This is a genomic window from Sphaerisporangium sp. TRM90804 (assembly GCF_029846175.1).
Lineage (GTDB): Bacteria > Actinomycetota > Actinomycetes > Streptosporangiales > Streptosporangiaceae > Sphaerisporangium.
The window spans coordinates 43,734-61,335 of record NZ_JARWAC010000006.1 but is presented as its reverse complement, the minus strand read 5'-3'; the positions used below and the strand labels follow the sequence as shown (position 1 = coordinate 61,335).

The following is a 17,602-nucleotide window of genomic DNA, read 5'->3' as shown; positions in this document are numbered from 1 at the left end:
CGCCCGGGAGGGAGCGACAGATGGTCCTGCTGCGTCAGCTGCTCGGTGACGTGCTGCGGCGGCTGCGGGTGCGGCAGGCACGCACCCTGCGTGAGGTTTCTACCGTGGCGCGCGTCTCCCTTGGCTACCTGTCCGAGGTGGAGCGTGGCCAGAAGGAAGCCTCCTCGGAGCTTCTCGCCTCGATCTGCGGTGCCCTGGGCGTGCCGCTCTCGCAGGTGCTCCGTGAGGTCTCCGACCAGTTCGCGCTGGCGGAACTGCAGCACGCACCCGTTCTGGCCGATGTGCCCGAGCACGAGCGTCTGCCTATCTCCGAGACCGTTTCGACCACCATCTCGGGGCCCGAGTTCGACGGGTTTCCCGAAGTCAAGGACATGGTCGCCGCCTGACCGCGGCCACCGGCGGTATGTCCTGACCTTCCGGACTGGCACGGGGGTGCGCCCGTGGCGGTCCGTCTTAGTCGCGCCGTCTGATCCTCGCGCCCTCAGCGAGGCTGGCAGGCGGGGCAGTAGAACACCACTCTTTCGTATGGCCCCGTGCCGATCTCGCCTTTCGCCATCGTGGTCCCGCAGCGCAGGCACGGCCTTCCCGCCCGCCCGTACGCCCACAGCCGTCGTCCCGGGCGCCGGTCGCCGGTGGTGACCGGGCCGCCGGATTCGTCCTTGCCGGCCGCCAGCAGCCTGTGGGCCAGCGCCACCACCTTCGTGAGATCGCGGACCTCCGCCACCGGCGTCCACGGGTGCACCCCCGACAGGAACAGCGTCTCCGCCCGCCAGATCGTGCCCAGGCCGGCCACGTTGCGCTGGTCGAGCAGCGCCTCCGCGATCGTCGTCTCCGGATCACGGGCGATGTTGGCGACGGCCAGCTCGGCGTCCCCGGCGTCCCAGCCGGGCGCGAGCAGGTCGGGCCCCAGGTGGCCGACCATGCGGTCCTCCTGGTCGGTGGGCGCCAGCTCGACCACGCCGAGCCTGAGCCCGACCGCCTGCCACAGGTCGTTCACCAGCACCAGCCGCACGACGTCCCCGCGGCGCGGGAACGCGCCCGCCCGCTGCACGCGCCAGCTGCCGTCCATGCGCAGGTGGGTGTGGACGGTCAGCCCGCCCTCCACCCGGGTGAGCAGGTGCTTGCCGCGTGACGCGGTGGTGAGGACGGCGCGCCCTGAGAGGTCGGCCGTCGCGTGGCGCGGAACCCGGAAGTCGGAGCGCACCAGCACCCGCCCGTCGAGGGCCGCGCGCAGCCTGGCGGCCGTGCGGTAGACGGCGTCCCCCTCGGGCATGGGCGGTCAGTCCCAGGCGGATGGATCGGCCGCGAGCTCCATCACGCGGTCGGGCAGGGTGTCGGCGGCGATGTGTTCCAGGGTGACCTCCTCCAGGATGGCGCGTTCGCTGGCGCGAAGGGCGATCCAGACCTGCTGGAGGGAGCGGGCCGCGCCCCGGTAGCCGACATGCTCGGGACGCTCCCCGCGCACGTTCGCCAGGGGGCCGTCCACGGCGCGGATGACATCGGCCAGGGAGATCTCGGCCGCGGGCCTGGCCAGCACGTACCCGCCTTCCGGCCCCCGCTGGCCTCGCACCAGACCCGCCCTGCGCATCTGCAACAGGATGTTCTCCAGATACTTCGGGGGCATTTCCTGTTCCTTGGCGAGCTCGCCCACCGTGGTGGGGCCGCTGCCGGCGGCGGCCAGCTCGGCGGCGGCGCGCAGCGCGTAGTCGACGCGGGCGGAAAGTCGCATGGAGTCGATTATCCCGCCTGCTCAGCCCGGGATGACCGCGCGTGGGCCCGCGGCGCGGGTTTCGGGGCCATCCGGGCGCCCGGGAGGCGTCCCGGGACGTGCTCCGGCGTGGCGTCCGGCGGGGCGGGGCCGTGATACAGCTAGGGCGCTAAACTGGTAGGAAGCTTTACTGATGAATGGTTGCCCGCCGGCATCGGCGTGTTTGTGATAAACCCGATCGGGGACCGACGAACAAGAAAGCATGCGATGGAGCGACGTCCTGGCGTGCCCAGGTTGCTACGGGAGATCAACGACCGGGCGGCGCTGGAGCTGCTGCTCGCCTCCGGGCCGCTGACCAGGGGGCAGATCGGCGACCTGACCGGCCTGTCCAAGGTCACCGCCTCCCAGACGCTGTCCCGGCTCGAAGAGCGCGGGCTGGTCGAGGTGGTGGGGGAACAGGCCGGGAACCGGGGGCCCAATGCCGCGCTTTACGGGGTGATTCCGTCGTCCGCCTATGTGGCCGGGCTCGACGTCGGCCCCGAATTGGTGACGACGGCCATCGCCGATATCAACGGCGAAATCGTGGCCGAAGTGACGGTTTCTCCCAATAGTCATGATGATCCGGTCGCGATGGTGCACAGCGCCGTGGTCAAGGCCTGCCGCTCCGGCAAGGTCGCCCTGTCCCGACTCCGGGGCATCGTGATCGGCACGCCGGGCGTGGTCGACCCGCGCACCGGCGACGTCCGCTTCTCCTTCGACCTGCCCGGCTGGCACGAGGGCAGCCACGAGGCCCTGGCCCGCGACCTGCGCCGGCCGGTGACCATCGAGAACGACGTCAACCTCGCGGCGATCGCCGAGCGTTACGAGGGCGCCGCCAGGGGCGTGGACGACTTCGTCCTGCTGTGGATCGAGCGCGGCGTCGGCCTGGCCGTCGTGCTGGGCGGCCGGCTGCACCGCGGGCGCTCGGGAAGCGCGGGGGAGATCGGCTACCTCCCCGTGCCGGGCGTCCCGCTGGCCGCCGACGTCAAGGCCGTGCCCGGCCGCCTCCCGGCGCTCGCCGGCGGCCTTCAGTCGCTGATCAGCGCCGAGGCCGTCGCCGACCTGGCCAAGCCGTACGGCTTCGCGGGCGGCTCGGCCGCCGACGCCGTACGCGCGGCCGTGCAGGCCGGCGGCATGGGGGAGCCCTTCCTCGAAGAGCTGGCCCACCGCCTGGCGCTGGGCGTCGCGTCGGTCTGCGTGGTGCTCGACCCGACGCTGGTGGTGCTGAACGGCGAGGTCGGGCGCGCGGGCGGCGGCGCGCTGACCAGCCGGGTCGAGGAGGCGGTCGCCCGCATCTGCCCCATCAGGCCGGAGGTCGTGGTCAGCGACGTCAAGGGCCTGCCCGTCCTGCGCGGCGCCATCCTGGCCGCCCTCGACCAGGCGCGCGAAGAGCTCTTCACCTCCTGACACCCGCGAACGGCCCCGGGCCCGTACCGGGGAACCGTTCGCGGGCGAGGCCGCCGTGGGCCGCGGGGAACGCCTCCCCGGCGGCCGGAGCGCTCCCAGCCGCCGCCGCCGGGGAGGCGCCCCGGTCCGTGGGTCACGCCGTGAGCAGCAGCTCCGCGGCGGCCTGGGCGTTGGCGCGTGCGGCGCCGTAGGTGGCGATGTAGGCGGCGGCCGTGGGGCGCCAGATCGGCAGGCCCATCTCGACCACGATCGCGTCCGGCCGGGCGGCGAGCAGGGCCGAGACGACGTCCTGGCTCGCCCTGTGGCGGTGGGCGTCCTTGACCACGATCACCAGTGAGCGTCCGCGCGCGCGCTCCAGCAGGCCGGCCGGGTCGGCGTCGTCCGGCTTGACCCGGGTGATCTCGGCGTCCGGCAGCCAGGCGGCGAACCCCCACGGCACGTCGCCGACGGCGATCGTCGGGGGGGTGTCCACCTCCACCAGGAACGGGTCGACCAACGGCGCCGCCGTGCCCGACACGCTCACCGCGCGCCGCGCCGCGACCAGGCCGATCACGTTGCCGTCCCTGGACTGCTCGCGGGGCGCGCCGCACCAGCCGCGGAGCCTGGCCACGCGCTCGGCGGCCTCCTCCAGGCGGGCGGCCGGCAGGCGGCCGTCCAGGACCGCCGCCACGATCGCGTTTTGGACCACGAGGATCTGCTCGCGGGTGGGCAGCGGCCCCAGGCAGAGCAGGTCGGAGCCCGCGGCCAGCGAGAGCACCGCGCCGCCGTCCAGGCCCACGCTGTCGGTGATCGCGTGCATGTCCAGCGCGTCGGAGACCACCACGCCGTCGTAACCGAGCTCACCCCTGAGCAGCTCGGTCAGCGCGGCGGCCGACAGCGTGGCCGGGGCCCCGCCCGTCAGCACCGGCACCCGCACGTGCGCGGTCATGATCGACCGCGTGCCCGCCGCGATGGCGGCGCGGAAGGGCACCAGCTCCCGCTCCCACAGCACCTCGCGGGAGACGTCCACCGTGGGGATCTCCAGGTGGGAGTCCTGCCGGGTGGCGCCGTGGCCGGGGAAGTGCTTGACGCAGGCGGCGACGCCCGCGTCCTGCAGGCCGCTGACCGCGGCCACGGTGTGCCGGGCGACCAGCGCGGCGTCCGAGCCGAACGACCGGGTGCCGATGACGGGGTTGTCGTCGGCGGTGTTGACGTCGGCGTCCGGCGCCATGTCGAGGTTGACCCCGCAGCGGGCCAGGTCGTCGCCGATCGAGCGGTAGATGCTGCGGGTCAGCTCGACGTCGTCCACGGCGCCGAGGGCCGCGTTGCCCGGGTACGGGCTGCCGACGTGGTAGGCGAGCCGGGTGACGTCACCGCCCTCCTCGTCCAGGGAGATGACCGGTTCGCCCGCCGAGCGCAGCCGCCGGGTGAGCCCCGCGAGCTGCTCGGCGCTCTCGACGTTGAAGCCGAACAGGGTGACGCCGCCGAGGCCGTTCTCCAGATGGCGGACGACCCAGTCGGGGGCGGTGGTGCCGGGGAAGGCGGCGAGCAGCGTACCGGCCGCCAGACGGCGCAGCCCGGGGTCGCCCTCGCCCTGGGACGACGCGCCCGCGAGGAACTCAGACATGGCTGTACTCGACTCCTAACAGATGAGGTGGTGAGGCTGTCCTCAGCCTTTCACGGCGCCCGCGACCAGGCCGGAGACCATGCGCCGTTGCACCAGCATGAAGAACGCGATGACCGGGATGGTCATCAGCGTCGAGGCGGCCATGATGCCGCCCCAGTCGGTCGAGCGCTGACCGGTGAAGAACTGCAACGCCACCGGCATCGTGTAGCGCCCCTGGTCGCTGATGAGCGTCAGCGCGAAGACGAACTCGTTCCACGCGGTGATGAACGAGAAGATGCTCGTCGCCACCAGGCCCGGCGCCACCAGGGGGAACAGCACCTTCCAGAAGGTCACGAACCGCGTGGCGCCGTCGATGGCGGCGGCCTCCTCCAGTTCCTTGGGCACCGCGGCGACGAACGTCCGCAGCATCCAGATCGCGAACGGCAGCGTGAAGCCGACGTTGATGACGATCAGGCCGAGGAGCTGGTCGTACATGCCGAGCCGGCGCACCATCAGGAACAGCGGGATCAGCAGCGCCTCCGCCGGGACCATCTGCACGATGAGCAGCAGGATCAGGAAGCTGGTCCTGAAGCGGAACCGGAACCTGGCGACCGCGGTCGCCGCCAGCAGCGCGAACAGCGAGCCGATCAGCACGGTGCCGAGCGCGACGATGGCGCTGTTGAGCAGGTACTGCCAGATGGAGTGGCCGGCCACGCCCTTGGTGAGCACCCGCGACACGTGGTCGAAGGTCGGGGCGAGCGGGAACGGGATGAACCGGGTGGTGAAGATCTCGTCGTTGGGCTTGAACGCGGTCGCGACCATCCAGTAGACGGGGAACACCGCGAACAGGAACACCACCACGGCGGTGCCGTTGAGCCCGTGCCTCCTGAGCCGCTTGGCGGTCCGCGGGTTCATCGCACGTCCTCCGTTCTCACGATCTGCCGGACGTATACGGCGGTGATGAGCAGCATGATCACCGTGAGGACGACGGCGATCGCGGCGCCGAAGCCCATCTTGGGCGGCGCGCTGAAGGCCTCGGTGTACGCCCACAGCGAGAGGTTGAACGCCTCCCTGTTGGTGGTGCCGCCGGCGAGCACGTAGAGCTGGGTGAACACCTTGAAGTCCCAGATCAGCGAGAGCACCAGCAGCACGGAGAACACCGGCTTCAGCAGGGGAAAGGTGACTCTCCTGAAGATGGTGAACGGCGACGCCCCGTCCACCCGGGCCGCCTCGAACAGCTCCGAGGGGATGCTCTTCAGCCCGGCCAGCACCGAGACCGCGATGAACGGGAACGACGCCCAGACCACCGCGACGATCAGCACCAGGTAGATGGTGGTCGCGGAGTTGAGCCACGGCTCGCCCGACCAGTCGGCGCGGCCCAGCAGGGCGGTGGCGAGCCCGTCGGGCAGCAGGTTGAGCGCCCAGTTGACCACGCCGGCGTCCGCGTCGAACAGCCACTTCCAGATGATGGCGGTGGCGGTGGGCGGGGTGGCCCAGGCGGCCATGATGCCGACGATCAGGAAGGTGGACATCTTCTTGCCCAGGCGGTGCAGCAGCAGGCCCACCAGCGTGCCGGCGAGCAGCGTCAGCGCGACGGTGACCGCGGCGAAGACCACGGTGTTGCGCAGCGAGATCCAGAACAGGTCGGAGGCGAAGACCTGCGTGTAGTTGCCCATTCCGAGGAACTCGGCGGGCTGGGGGTTGGGCCGGATCTGCCGCAGCCCGACCCGATGGAAGGACATGTCCACCATCTGGTACAGCGGGTACAGCAGCAGCGCCGCGATGACCAGCAGGCCCGGCAGGAGCAGCAGGTAGGGGATCGCCCGGGGAGGAAAGGCGCCGGACCGGCGCGGGGGCCGGTGCGACCGGCGCCGCGCCGGGGCGGAGGAGCTGCCTCCGCCCCGGGCGATCGTGGATGTCTGGGCCATGACTACTGCTGGTTCAGGATGGTCTCGAGCTCGGCGTTGGCGTCGGCGAGAGCGGTGTCGACGTCCTTCTTACCCTCGATCACGGCGCGCGCCGCGTTCTGCAGCACCGCCTTGGTGTCGTTCGCCTCGGCCCAGTTCGGGTCGGCGGGGAAGCCCTTGGCGACCTTGAAGGTCTCGGCGAACGGCGCCTGCACCGGGTCGCTGGCGAACTCGGCCAGCGCTTCGGGGTACAGGGGCAGCAGGCCGCCCTCCTTGGCGTACCGGGTGCCGAACTCCTTGCCCGCGGCGAGCTTCAGGTACTCGGCGGCGAGCTCGGGGTTCTTGGCGTCCTTCCAGATGGCGATGTCGTTGCCGCCCTGGAACGCGGGCGCCGGGCCGCTGCCGTCCTTGGCGGGCAGCGAGAAGAACGCCATCTGGTCGTCGCCGATCTTACCCTTGCTCTGCTCCTTGATGGTGGCGATGTCCCAGCCGCCCGTGACGTACATGCCGACCTTGCCGGCGGCGAAGCGCGTGCTGATGTCGACCGAGTTCTGCGACAGGCGGGACTTGCCGGACACGCCCTCCTTGGCGACCAGGTCGGTGTAGAACTGGAAGCCCTCCTTGAAGGCCGGCTCGGTGACCTTGCCGACCCACTTGCCGCCCTCGAACGCGGCGAAGTCGCCTCCGGCCGACCAGACGAACGGCGAGAGCGACATGTTGGCGTCGGAGCCGCCGTTGAAGGCGAAGCCGTCGACGTCCTTGCCCTTCTCCGCGACGACCTTCTTGCCCGCGGCCACCAGCTCCTCCCAGGTCTTGGGCGGCTGGATGCCGAGGTCCTCGAACCAGTCCTTGCGGTAGAGGACGGCCCGCGTGCCGCCGCCCCACGGCGCGGCGTAGATCTTGCCCTCGATGGTCTCGTAGCTCCACAGGTTCTGCGGGATCGCCTGGAAGTCGGGGGTGGACTTCACCAGCTCGGTGATGTCGGTCAGCGCGTCCTGCGCCACCCACGCGGCCACCTGGTCGTTGCCGAACTCGGTGATGTCCGGGCCCTCGCCGCCGGCGAGCGCGGCCGTCCACTTCTTCTGCGCGTCGGGCCAGGGGATCCACTGGACCTGGACCTCGGCGCCGGTCTGCTCCTTGAACTCGGCGTCCAGGTCGGCCATGAACTTGTCCTGGACCTCGTTCGGGGCGCCGAGCCGCCAGACCGTCAGGCTCTGTCCGGCGAACTTCGGCCCGGAGGCGGCGGCCGACCCCGTGGGGGCGGCCTCACCGGCGGGCTCCGCGCTTCCGCAGGCGGAGGCGGCAATGGCAAGAGCGGCCGTCGTGACCGAGACAGCAGCGATCTTGGTGAGTTTCACGTCTGGTTTCTCCCTTCCCGGCTTCGCTCGGGCTCGCGCTCATCGAAGGTGCACTACCGGGCGGTGCACCTGGTCAAGGCGCCGATCCTCGTGCGCTGCGCTGGCATCCTGAGGCTGTGATCGCTTGCCTCCGGGGTGACTGCGGCTAAACTAACAAGAAACTTTCTTAAAAAAAACGCCCGTTAGCGTATCGTGACGAGAGGGCCGGTCCATGCCCCAGAGACCCCCCGGGACGCCCCGGTTGCTGCGCCAGCTCAACGACCGCGCCGCGCTGGAGCTGCTGCTCTCCGAAGGACCGCTGACCAGGGCCGAGCTCGGCTACCACACCGGCCTGTCCAAGGTGACGTCCGGCCAGCTGCTGTCCCGCCTGGAGGAACGCGGGCTGGTGGCCGTATCCGGACAGCGACCCGGCGGGCGCGGGCCCAACGCCGCGCTGTACGCGGTGGTGCCCTCCAGCGCGTACGTCGCCGGCCTGGAGGTGCTGCCCGAGGGCGTCACCGCGGGGGTCGCCGACATCACCGGGCACATCGTCGCCGAGGCCACCGTGGAGCCGGGGGAGACGGCCGATCCGGTCAAGACGGTGCACAGCGCCGTGCGGCAGGTGTGCGACGCGGCGGGCATCAGCATGACCCGCCTCCGGACGCTGGTGATCGGCACCCGGGGCGTGGTCGACCCGCGGACCGGCGACGTGCGCTTCTCCTTCGACCTGCCGTCCTGGCACGCGGGGGTGCTGGCCGACCTGCGCGCCACGCTGGGCGCGTCGGTGGCCATAGAGAACGACGTGAACCTCGCCGCCCTGGCCGAGCACGCTTACGGCGCGGCGCGCGGCGTGGACGACTTCGCCCTGCTGTGGGTGGGGGTCGGCCAGGGGCTGGGCGTGATGCTCGGCTCCCGCCTGCACCGGGGTCACACCGGAGGCGCCGGCGAGATCGGCTGGCTCCCCGTCCCCGGCGAGCCCCTCCCCGTCGACGTCACCGCCCCCCAGTCGGGCTCCTTCCAACGCCTCGTGGGCACCGCGGGCCTCACCGCCCTCGTCCGGACCCACGCCCCCTCCCTCCTGACCCCCCTCACCCCGGCCGCCGCCCCGTCCGGCTCCATCCCGGATCCCCCCGCTCCGCCCGGTTCCGGCGTGGACGGCGTCCGTCGCGCGCCGTCCTCCGCCCTGCCCGGTTCCGGGGAGGACGGCGTCAGTGCCGAGTCCGGTTCCGGCGCGGACGGAATCCGTTCCGCGCCGTCCCTCGCCCCGCCCGGGTTCGGACCGGACGCCGTCCGCTCCGCCGACCTCGTCCGCGCGGCCGTCGAGACCGGTGCCGACACGTTCCTGGACGAGGTCGCGCTGCGGCTGGCCATCGGCGTCGCCGCGGTGACGGTCGTGCTGGACCCGCGCCTGGTCGTGCTCAGCGGCGACGTGGGAAGGGCGGGCGGCCGGGAGCTCGCGTCCCGCGTCGAGAGAGCGGTGGCCCGCATCTGCCCCAGCCGCCCCACGGTCGCCGTCACCGCCGTCGAGGGCAACGCCGTCCTGCGCGGCGCCGTGACCGCGGCCCTGGAACAGGCCCGCGAAGAGGTCTTCTCCAGCACCGTCGACGCCTGACCGAACCGGTGGACACCTGACCGGAGCAGACCGGGAGAGACGGCGGGAGCCGGGCCCGGCGAACGCTCCGCACGTCTGAGCCGCGGTCGGGGACTGGAACCGGCTGGCCCACTGGGCGGCCTGGACGTCTGGGCCGGGGGTCGTCTGGTGATACTGGGGAGACCCCTGAGACGCCGTGTCGTTCGAGGGCATCGTGGTTCGTCACCCGACCGGGATCGATCCAGGGACGATCTTGATCGATACCCGCCATGTTCCCTGGTGGACGGCCGACCTGTCGTGGGTCGACGCTCCACACGCTCGTGGAGCGATGCTCGACAGGCTCGCGAAGCGATGCCGGCCAAGTTCGCCGGGTCGGCGCTCCGGCGGCCGGCGCCCGGAGATCAATGTGCGTCTCAAGGGTGGTGCCTGTGCGAAAATCGATGCCCATGCGGAACGTCGTGCTCATCTCCGACCCTCGTGTGACCTCGATCCCCGTCGAGGAGTGCGGTGAGGCGCTGGCCGACGCGCGGGGTGTCCTGGCCGTCGACAAGCGCCTGGCCGACCCCGACGGCGCCTACGCCCACCTGCGCACCGGCCTGCTCGACCGCCTGCGCGACGCGCAGCGGCAGCTCCCGTACGGCTACCGCCTTCTGGTCGTCGAGGGCTACCGCCCTCCGGCGCTCCAGCGGCGCTACTTCGAGGAGTACAAGGACGGGCTCCGGGCGGTCTTCCCCGACCTGTCGCCGGAAGAGCTGCACACCGCGGCCAGCCGTTACGTCTCGCCGATCGAGGTGGCCCCGCACACCGCGGGCGCGGCCGTCGACCTCACGCTCACCGACGAGGACGGCATCGAGCTCGACATGGGAACGCAGGTCAACGACACCCCCGAGCAGAGCGACGGCGCCTGCTACACCGCGGCCCCCAACATCTCCGCCGAGGCCCGCCAGCACCGCAAGACCCTCGCCTGCGCCCTGGAGTCCGCCGGCCTGGTCAACTACCCCACCGAGTGGTGGCACTGGTCCTACGGCGACCGCTACTGGGCCATGACCACCAACACCCAAGCCGCACTCTACGGCCCCCGCCCCCTCCCCTGACCAGCCGAACCCCGCCCACCAACACCCGCAATGCCCGTAATCGCCGACCGTCCTGGAAATGGCGCCTTCGGCGCAGCCTCATAACGGCGACCCTCACCAGACTCCGCACCCACCTTCGCGCGAGTAGCTGTCCTCAGTCGTCCAGGACGGTCGTCATCGAGGCCACACCGCTCAACTAGGCGGACTCGCGTGGGCGTATCTCCGAGTGGCGGCGGAAGGGGTACCTCACCGGTCGGAGGTCGTTCCCGGGAAGGCCGGGGAGCGTTGTGGCCGGACTCCGACCCCTGCCCTGACCCGAGCCGGCGACATCGACCTCATCGCCCGCCACCGGTACCTACCACTCGTGGACCTTCGTCGACTCGCTCCTAGAACCGACCCACATCACTCGCGCCCAGCGCCCACCAGTTCACCGGCCACACCGGCTCGCTCCAGCACCCACCCACGCCGCCGGGCCTCCAACAGGCGTGATCTCGGCGACGTGTGTCCTGCGGCGACCGGCGGCGCTCGCTTGCGCGACGGTGGGGAGATGTCGGGTGAAATCGCCCTTAGGAAGGCTGTGCCGCAGGCGCCATTTCAGGTGACGGCGCTCGGTCAGGTGACGGCGCTCGGTCAGGTGACGGCGCTCGGTCAGGTGACGGCGCTCGGTCAGGTGACGGCGGCGGCGGGGGAGGTTGGTGCGGGGCGCGTCAGGAGGGTCGGCGAACGGCAGCCCGGCCGGCGTCTCGGGCGGCACCGTGTGGGCCACCCGGCAGACGGCCTCGGGCTCGAACTGGGTGTCGCGCGCCTCCCTGGCCACCCGCGTGATCGGCGCGACCGTGGTCGGCACGCCCACCGCGAGCGGCCCGCGCGGCACGATCCGATACCGGGGCAGGCCGGCGTCGCTGTACTTCACGTGGCCCGGCGCCTGTTCGTGGGCTCCGCGCGCGGCTTGGGCCGTTCGATCGGCCGCGTGGGGGTCAGGCGCGTAGGCGCAGGCCTCGGGGGGTGGGGTGGAAGCCGGCGGCCTCCAGGGCGGCGGCGAGGGGGGAGGCGATGATGGGGGTGCCGTCCGCCTTCTCCACGGTCAGCTTGCCGAGGGCTCCGTCGCGGACGGCGAGCGCCAGGGCGTCCACGGCGGGACGCAGGCGGTCGTCGTCGGTGAACGACAGCAGCGTGCGGCCGCCTCGCTCGACGTAGAGCACCAGGTGGCCGTCGACCAGCACCGTCAGCGCGCCCGCCTTGCGGCCGGGCTTGTGCGTGACCTCACCCGGGTGGGGCGGCCACCCCAGCGCCGCGCCGTACGGGTTGGCGGGATCGGTCGCGGCCAGGACCACAGCCCGGGGGCCGGCGTCGGGCGCGGTCGTGCGACGCGCAGGGGCACCCCCACCCATGCCCGCCGCACGTGGACGGCCTCCGCCGGACGGCGCCGATCGACCGGCATACGCGTCCATCGCCGAACCGATCACCTCCGGGCCGCCGAGCCCCTCCACACCAAGGCCCTCCGCGCCGAGCCCCTCCGCGCCGAGCCCCTCCGCGCCGGGGCCCTGCACGTTGAGGCCGTCCGCACGGAAGCCGCCCGCGCCGAGCCCCTCCGCGCCGGGGCCCTGCGCGCTGAGGCCGCCCGCACGCAAGCCGCCCGCGCCGGGGCCGTCCGTGATGGGGGCGTCGTCTGTGCCTGAGCCTGTGGTGCCGGAGTCCAGGGTGGCGGCGATGGCGCGCATGCGGTCGACGGCGCCGGTCAGGGCGAACTGGGCGCCGCCGAGGCCCTCCACGAAGTAGCCGCGGCGGCAGCGGCCGCTCTCCTCGAACGCGCGGAACACCGGGTAGACGGTGGAGAACCCCTCGGTGAGGCGCTCGGCCGCGACGGCTCCCTTGGTGACCACGCCGTGCCGTTCGAGCAGCACCTCGGCCTGGGCGTGGGCGCGCTGCGTCGCGTCGCCCGCGGGCTCGGGCAGCAGCCACCACCGCCCGCTGACGGTGGGCGGCCCGGAACGGGTGGGCAGCACCGCCCTGCGCCTGCGCGCGGACGCCGCCCGGTGCGCCGGGCGCCCGGAGCCGAGCGCCGCCCGCAGCGGCGCCAGCGTGTCGCCGGAGACGCGCCCGGACCACACGAGATCCCACAGCGCGCCGGCGAGCGCGGTGTCGTCCAGCGAGCCGACGCGGCCCGAGAGGTCGCGGAAGAACAGGGCGCCCCCGCCGCCGAGCGCCTCCAGCGCCTTCTCGTGCAGCGGGGTCATGGTGATCTCGGCCGGCGGGGGGAGCAGCAGTGGCGCGGTGTCGGCGAAGAACAGGGCCACCCAGCCGTCACCGCCCGGCAGGGACCCCTGACCGGCCCAGACGACCTCGCCGGAGGCGGTCAGCTCGTCGAGCAGTGCGGGCTCGTACCCGGCCACCCTGCTGGGCAGCACCAGGGTCTCCAACGCGGACGCCGGCACCGCCGCCCCCTGAAGCTGCTCGATCGCGTGCACCAGGGCGTCCATGCCCCGGGCCTGCCGGCCGGCGGTGATGCCGTGCCACGCGGGGGAGAACGCCGCGAGCGCCTCGGGCGGGACGGGCTCGACCTCCTTGCGGAGCCGCGCCAGCGACCGGCGGCGCAGCAGCCGCAGCACCCCGGCGTCGCACCATTCCTCGCCCCGGCCGCCCGGCCGGAACTCGCCCGCGACGACCCGGCCGGACGCGGCGAGGCGCCGCAGCCCGTCGGAGACCACGGCGACTCCCAGACCGAACCGGGTCGCGGCGGTGGCGGCCGGGAAGGGCCCGCGGGTGCGGGCGTGCCGGGCCAGAAGATCGCCGAGCGGATCGGCCGCGGGTTCGAGGAAGACGTGCGGCACGCCCATGGGCAGCGGGACGCCGAGGGCGTCCCGCAGGCGGGCGGCGTCCTCGATGGCCGCCCACTGCTCCACACCGGCCACCCGGACCCGGATCGCCCTGCGGGCGGACTCCAGGCCGATCAGCCACCCGGGATCGCCCTCGCGGACCAGGACATCCTGCTCCTGCAGCGGGCCGTGCGTGCGCAGGAGATCGGCGAGGGCCTCGGCGTCGCGCAGGGGACGGTCGAGCCGCGCCAGCTCACGCTCGGTGTCGGCCACCACGTCGGGATCGAGCAGCTCGCGCAGGTCGGCCTCGCCCAGGAGCTCCGCCAGCAGGTGGGTGTCGAGGGACAGCGCCTGCGCCCGCCGCTCGGCCAGCGGTGCGTCCCCCTCGTACATGAAGGCGCCGACATAGGCGAACAGCAGCGACGCCGCGAACGGCGAGGCCTGGTCGGTCTCGACCTCCACCACCCGCACCCGCCGGGCGGCGACGTCTCGCATCAGCCGCACCAGGCCCGGGACGTCGAAGACGTCCTGCAGGCACTCGCGCATGGTCTCCAGCACGATCGGGAACGAGCCGTAGCCGCTGGCCACCTTCAGCAGATCGGCCGCGCGCTGCCGCTGCTGCCACAGCGGCGACCGCCGGCCCGGGGTGCGGCGGGGGAGCAGCAGCGCCCGCCCGGCGCACTCGCGGAACCGCGAGGCGAACAGCGCCGACCCGCCCAGCTCCTCGGTGACGATCTGCTCCAGCTCGTCGGCGTCGAAGATCGCGAGATCGGTGGGCGCGCCCTCCGCGGTGTCGGGGATGCGCAGCACGATGCCGTCGTCGGAGTGCATGGTCTGCGCGTCCACGCCGTACCGCTCGCGCAGCCGCCGCCCCATCGCCAGGGCCCATGGCGCGTGCACGCGCCCGCCGTAGGGGGAGTGCACGACGACCCGCCAGTCGCCGAGCTCGTCGTGGAACCGCTCGACCACCACCGTGCGGTCGTCGGGCACGTAGCCGGTGGCCTGCCGCTGCTCGTCGAGGTAGGCGAGGAGGTTGCCGGCGGCGTAAGCGTCGAGACCGGCCTCGCCGAGGCGGGTGGTCTTACCCTCGGCCAGCTCGCGGAGGAAGGCTCCGATGGCCCGGCCCAGCTCGGCCGGGCGGCCCGGCGAGTCGCCGTGCCAGAACGGCAGCTTGCCCGGCTGCCCGGGGGCGGGGGTGACCAGCACGCGGTCGGTCGTGATGTCCTCGATGCGCCAGGAGGTGGCGCCCAGCACGAAGACGTCGCCGACCCGGGACTCGTAGACCATCTCCTCGTCGAGCTCGCCGACCCGCCTGCCGCCGCGGCCGGTGTCGCCGCCGGCGAGGAACACGCCGAACATGCCGCGGTCGGGGATCGTGCCGGCGTTGGTCACGGCCAGGCGCTGGGCGCCGGGACGGCCCGTGACGCGGCCGGTCACGCGGTCCCACACGATGCGGGGGCGCAGCTCGGCGAACTCCTCGCTGGGGTAGCGGCCCGCGAGCATGTCGAGCGTGGCGGCCAGGGCGGAGCTGGGCAGCGTGGCGTACGGAGCCGCCCGCCTGACCAGGGCCTCCAGCTCCTCGACGGTCCACTCGTCGAGGGCGCACATCGCCACGATGTGCTGGGCGAGGACGTCGAGCGGGTTGCGCGGGTAGCGCATCTCCTCGATCTCGCCCGACTGCATGCGCTCGGAGACGACGGCCGTCTGGACGAGGTCGCCGCGGTACTTGGGGAAGATCACGCCTCTGGACACCGCGCCGACCTGGTGCCCGGCCCGGCCGATGCGCTGCAGGCCGCTCGCGACGCTCGGCGGCGCCTCCACGCAGGCCACCAGATCGACCGCGCCCATGTCGATGCCGAGTTCGAGGCTGGAGGTGGCCACCACGGCGGGCAGGCGCCCGGACTTCAGCGCCTCCTCGATCTGCGCGCGCTCCTCTTTGGACACCGACCCGTGGTGCGCCCGCACGATCTCGGGCACCACGCCCCTGGTGGAGCCGGCCTGCGCCATCACCTCGGCCGGCGTGGACGAGGACGCGGCCGGCTCGCCGGTCTCACGCTCGTAGGCGAGCTCGTTGAGCCGGGAGCACAGGCGCTCGGCCAGCCGGCGGGAGTTGGCGAACACGATGGTCGAGCGGTGGGCGCCGATCAGATCGAGCAGGTGCTCCTCGACGTGCGGCCAGATCGACCGGCGCGCCGGCGGCTCCGGGGCCCAGGGCATCTCGTCGGCGCCCGCGCCGGCCCCGGGAGGGGAGGCGGAGTCGGGCTCGGTCATGTCTTCGACCGGGACGACGACCTCGACCTCGATGACCTTCTCGGAGGGGGGCTGCACGACGGTCGTCGGGCGGGACCCGCCGAGGAACGCCGCCACCTCGCTGACCGGGCGCACCGTGGCCGACAGGCCGATGCGCTGGGCGGGCCGGGCGAGCAGGGCGTCCAGCCGTTCGAGGGTGAGGGCGAGGTGCGCGCCGCGCTTGGTGGCGGCCACCGCGTGCACCTCGTCGACGATGACGGTCTCGACGCCGCGCAGGGCCTCGCGGGCCTTGCTGGTCAGGATCAGGTAGAGCGACTCGGGGGTGGTGATCAGGATGTCGGTCGGGTGCGCGGCGAACCGGCGGCGGTCGTCGGCGGCGGTGTCGCCAGAACGCATCGCCACCGAGATCTCCGGGACGGGCAGCCCCATCCTCCGGGCCGTCTGTTCGAGCCCGGCGAGCGGCGCCCGCAGGTTGCGCTCGACGTCGACGGCCAGGGCCTTGAGCGGCGAGACGTAGACGACGCGGCACCGGCTCTCGGAGCCCTCGGGGCCGGGCGCCCGCCCGGCCTTCGGCGCCCTGCGGCCCCTGGCCGCGGGGGCGGCGTGCGCCTTCGCGGCGCCCTCTGGCCGTGCCCCGGCGGCCGGGGACGGCGGGGCGGCCGTGCGCTCGGCGGCGAGGCGGTCGAGGGACCACAGGAAGGCCGCGAGGGTCTTGCCGGACCCGGTGGGCGCGACCACGAGCGTGTTGTCGCCCTTGGCGATCGACCGCCACGCGCCCTCCTGCGCCGCGGTGGGCGCGGCGAAGGCGGCGGTGAACCACTGCCTGGTCACCGGCGTGAAGAGATCGAGCACGGAATCCGTCACCGCTTCATCATGCAACTCGCCACCGACAGAACGCGCCGCCGCCCCGGCGGCGGCGCCCGGCCGTCGCGTGGCGATGACCTGCCACCATGAGGACCGAAAACTTGACACGGCAGGCGCGGGGGCCGTCACCTGAAGGCATGAGCATCGACTACGCGGCCATCGAGGCGACCAGGGAGCGGATCCGCAGGCAGCATCTGCACGCGGAGCGTCCCGAAAGCAGCGCCCGGGGCCTTCACCATTTCGCGTTGATCTGCTCCGACGTGCAGCGGACCATCGACTTCTACCAGGGCCTCCTGGAGTTCCCGCTGACCGAGATCTTCGAGAACCGCGACTACGAGGGGTCCAACCACTTCTTCTTCGACATCGGCAACGGCAACCTGCTGGCCTTCTTCGACCTGCCCGGGCTCGACCTCGGGCCCTACCAGGAGGTGCTCGGCGGGCTGCACCACATCGCCATCTCCGTCGAGCGCGGGAACTGGGAGAGACTGCGGGGCAAGCTCGACGCCGCCGGAGTGCCGTACCAGCTCGAGAGCGACGCCTCGATCTACTTCCGCGACCCCGACGGCGCCCGCCTCGAACTGCTCGCCGACCCGCTCGGGGAGATGTACGGCTCGCGCGTGCTGTGACCCGGCGCCGCCCGGGGCGGGGTCCGCGCAGGTCGGCGTCGGGACCATACTTGAAGGATGCGCCTGACGGACTTCTGGAACCGAATGAACCGGCACTTCGGTGAGAGGTACGCCCAGTCCTGGGCGCGTGATTACGTGATCGCCGGGCTGGGCGGGCGAACGGTCACGCAGGCCCTCGACGAGGGAGTGGCGGCCAAGGAGGTCTGGCGCGCGGTGTGCGAGGTCGCCGACGTCGACTCCCGGCTGCGCTGACCGGCCCGCCGGCCCCGCCGGAGGTCTCCCGGGGATTCCGGCGAGGCGGCGGGCGTTACTCCACGGATCGAACAGTCGTTCGCTATATTGGGATCCGCCACGCCGGAGCCGCGCCTCGCGGAATTGTCGGTGGCACCCCGTAGCTTT

The 17,602-nt window shown here is 72.8% G+C and carries 14 protein-coding genes; 6 read left to right on the top strand and 8 right to left on the bottom strand.

The genetic code is table 11. From position 1 onward, the window contains the following. Positions 1–20 precede the first annotated feature (20 nt). A complete protein-coding gene (locus tag PYR91_RS07015; RefSeq protein ID WP_279778349.1) occupies positions 21–386 on the top strand; it encodes a helix-turn-helix transcriptional regulator in 366 nt (121 codons plus the stop codon). A 95-nt stretch (positions 387–481) separates the two neighbouring features. Here PYR91_RS07015 and PYR91_RS07010 read toward each other — a convergent pair whose 3' ends face one another. Further along, a complete protein-coding gene (locus PYR91_RS07010; RefSeq protein WP_279778348.1) occupies positions 482–1,273 on the bottom strand; it encodes a DNA-formamidopyrimidine glycosylase family protein in 792 nt (263 codons plus the stop codon). 6 nt (positions 1,274–1,279) lie between these two features. Beyond that, positions 1,280–1,729 carry an Rrf2 family transcriptional regulator gene (locus tag PYR91_RS07005; RefSeq protein WP_279778346.1) on the bottom strand — a complete coding sequence of 150 codons (450 nt, stop codon included), beginning with the start codon at positions 1,727–1,729 and terminating at the stop codon, positions 1,280–1,282. Positions 1,730–1,975: 246 nt separating this feature from the next. Here PYR91_RS07005 and PYR91_RS07000 point away from each other — a divergent pair, with 246 nt between their 5' ends. Then, on the top strand, positions 1,976–3,154 hold the full coding sequence (locus tag PYR91_RS07000) for an ROK family transcriptional regulator (protein ID WP_279778345.1): 1,179 nt from the start codon (positions 1,976–1,978) through the stop codon (positions 3,152–3,154). A 133-nt stretch (positions 3,155–3,287) separates the two neighbouring features. On the opposite strand, the gene PYR91_RS06995 is transcribed toward PYR91_RS07000, so the two are convergent. The 4 genes from PYR91_RS06995 to PYR91_RS06980 are packed head-to-tail and all read right to left on the bottom strand — an operon-like array spanning position 3,288 to position 8,004. Continuing rightward, the gene (locus PYR91_RS06995) at positions 3,288–4,760 is read right to left on the bottom strand and encodes a glycoside hydrolase family 3 N-terminal domain-containing protein (protein ID WP_279778342.1); all 1,473 of its coding nucleotides are present in this window, start codon (positions 4,758–4,760) and stop codon (positions 3,288–3,290) included. A 42-nt stretch (positions 4,761–4,802) separates the two neighbouring features. Beyond that, positions 4,803–5,654, bottom strand: coding sequence for a carbohydrate ABC transporter permease (locus tag PYR91_RS06990; RefSeq protein WP_279778341.1), 852 nt, complete (start codon positions 5,652–5,654; stop codon positions 4,803–4,805). After that, positions 5,651–6,667: a sugar ABC transporter permease gene (locus tag PYR91_RS06985; protein WP_279778339.1), complete on the bottom strand. Its 1,017-nt coding sequence runs from the start codon at positions 6,665–6,667 to the stop codon at positions 5,651–5,653. Before PYR91_RS06985 ends, PYR91_RS06990 begins: the two co-directional genes overlap by 4 nt. A 2-nt stretch (positions 6,668–6,669) precedes the next feature. Continuing rightward, positions 6,670–8,004, bottom strand: a complete 1,335-nt coding sequence (locus PYR91_RS06980) for a sugar ABC transporter substrate-binding protein (RefSeq protein ID WP_279778338.1) — start codon at positions 8,002–8,004, stop codon at positions 6,670–6,672. A gap of 211 nt (positions 8,005–8,215) precedes the next feature. Between PYR91_RS06980 and PYR91_RS06975 the strand changes: the two genes are divergently transcribed. Both PYR91_RS06975 and PYR91_RS06970 read left to right on the top strand, forming a co-directional pair. Beyond that, positions 8,216–9,595, top strand: coding sequence for an ROK family transcriptional regulator (locus PYR91_RS06975; protein WP_279778337.1), 1,380 nt, complete (start codon positions 8,216–8,218; stop codon positions 9,593–9,595). A 425-nt stretch (positions 9,596–10,020) separates the two neighbouring features. Beyond that, on the top strand, positions 10,021–10,668 hold the full coding sequence (locus PYR91_RS06970) for a M15 family metallopeptidase (RefSeq protein WP_279778336.1): 648 nt from the start codon (positions 10,021–10,023) through the stop codon (positions 10,666–10,668). A gap of 406 nt (positions 10,669–11,074) precedes the next feature. On the opposite strand, the gene PYR91_RS06965 is transcribed toward PYR91_RS06970, so the two are convergent. Both PYR91_RS06965 and PYR91_RS06960 read right to left on the bottom strand, forming a co-directional pair. Beyond that, positions 11,075–11,560 (bottom strand): hypothetical protein, encoded by a 486-nt coding sequence (locus tag PYR91_RS06965; protein WP_279778335.1) that lies wholly within the window; start codon positions 11,558–11,560, stop codon positions 11,075–11,077. 64 nt (positions 11,561–11,624) lie between these two features. Then, complete coding sequence (locus PYR91_RS06960; RefSeq protein WP_279778334.1) at positions 11,625–16,577, bottom strand: ATP-dependent helicase; 4,953 nt, start codon at positions 16,575–16,577, stop codon at positions 11,625–11,627. A 137-nt stretch (positions 16,578–16,714) separates the two neighbouring features. On the opposite strand from PYR91_RS06960, the gene PYR91_RS06955 reads away from it, so the two are divergent. Next, positions 16,715–17,203, top strand: a complete 489-nt coding sequence (locus PYR91_RS06955; RefSeq protein ID WP_279778333.1) for a VOC family protein — start codon at positions 16,715–16,717, stop codon at positions 17,201–17,203. Between the two features lie 57 nt (positions 17,204–17,260). Further along, entirely contained in the window at positions 17,261–17,455 is a 195-nt protein-coding gene (locus tag PYR91_RS06950) for a DUF3046 domain-containing protein (protein ID WP_279778332.1), read from the top strand. Positions 17,456–17,602: the final 147 nt, after the last annotated feature.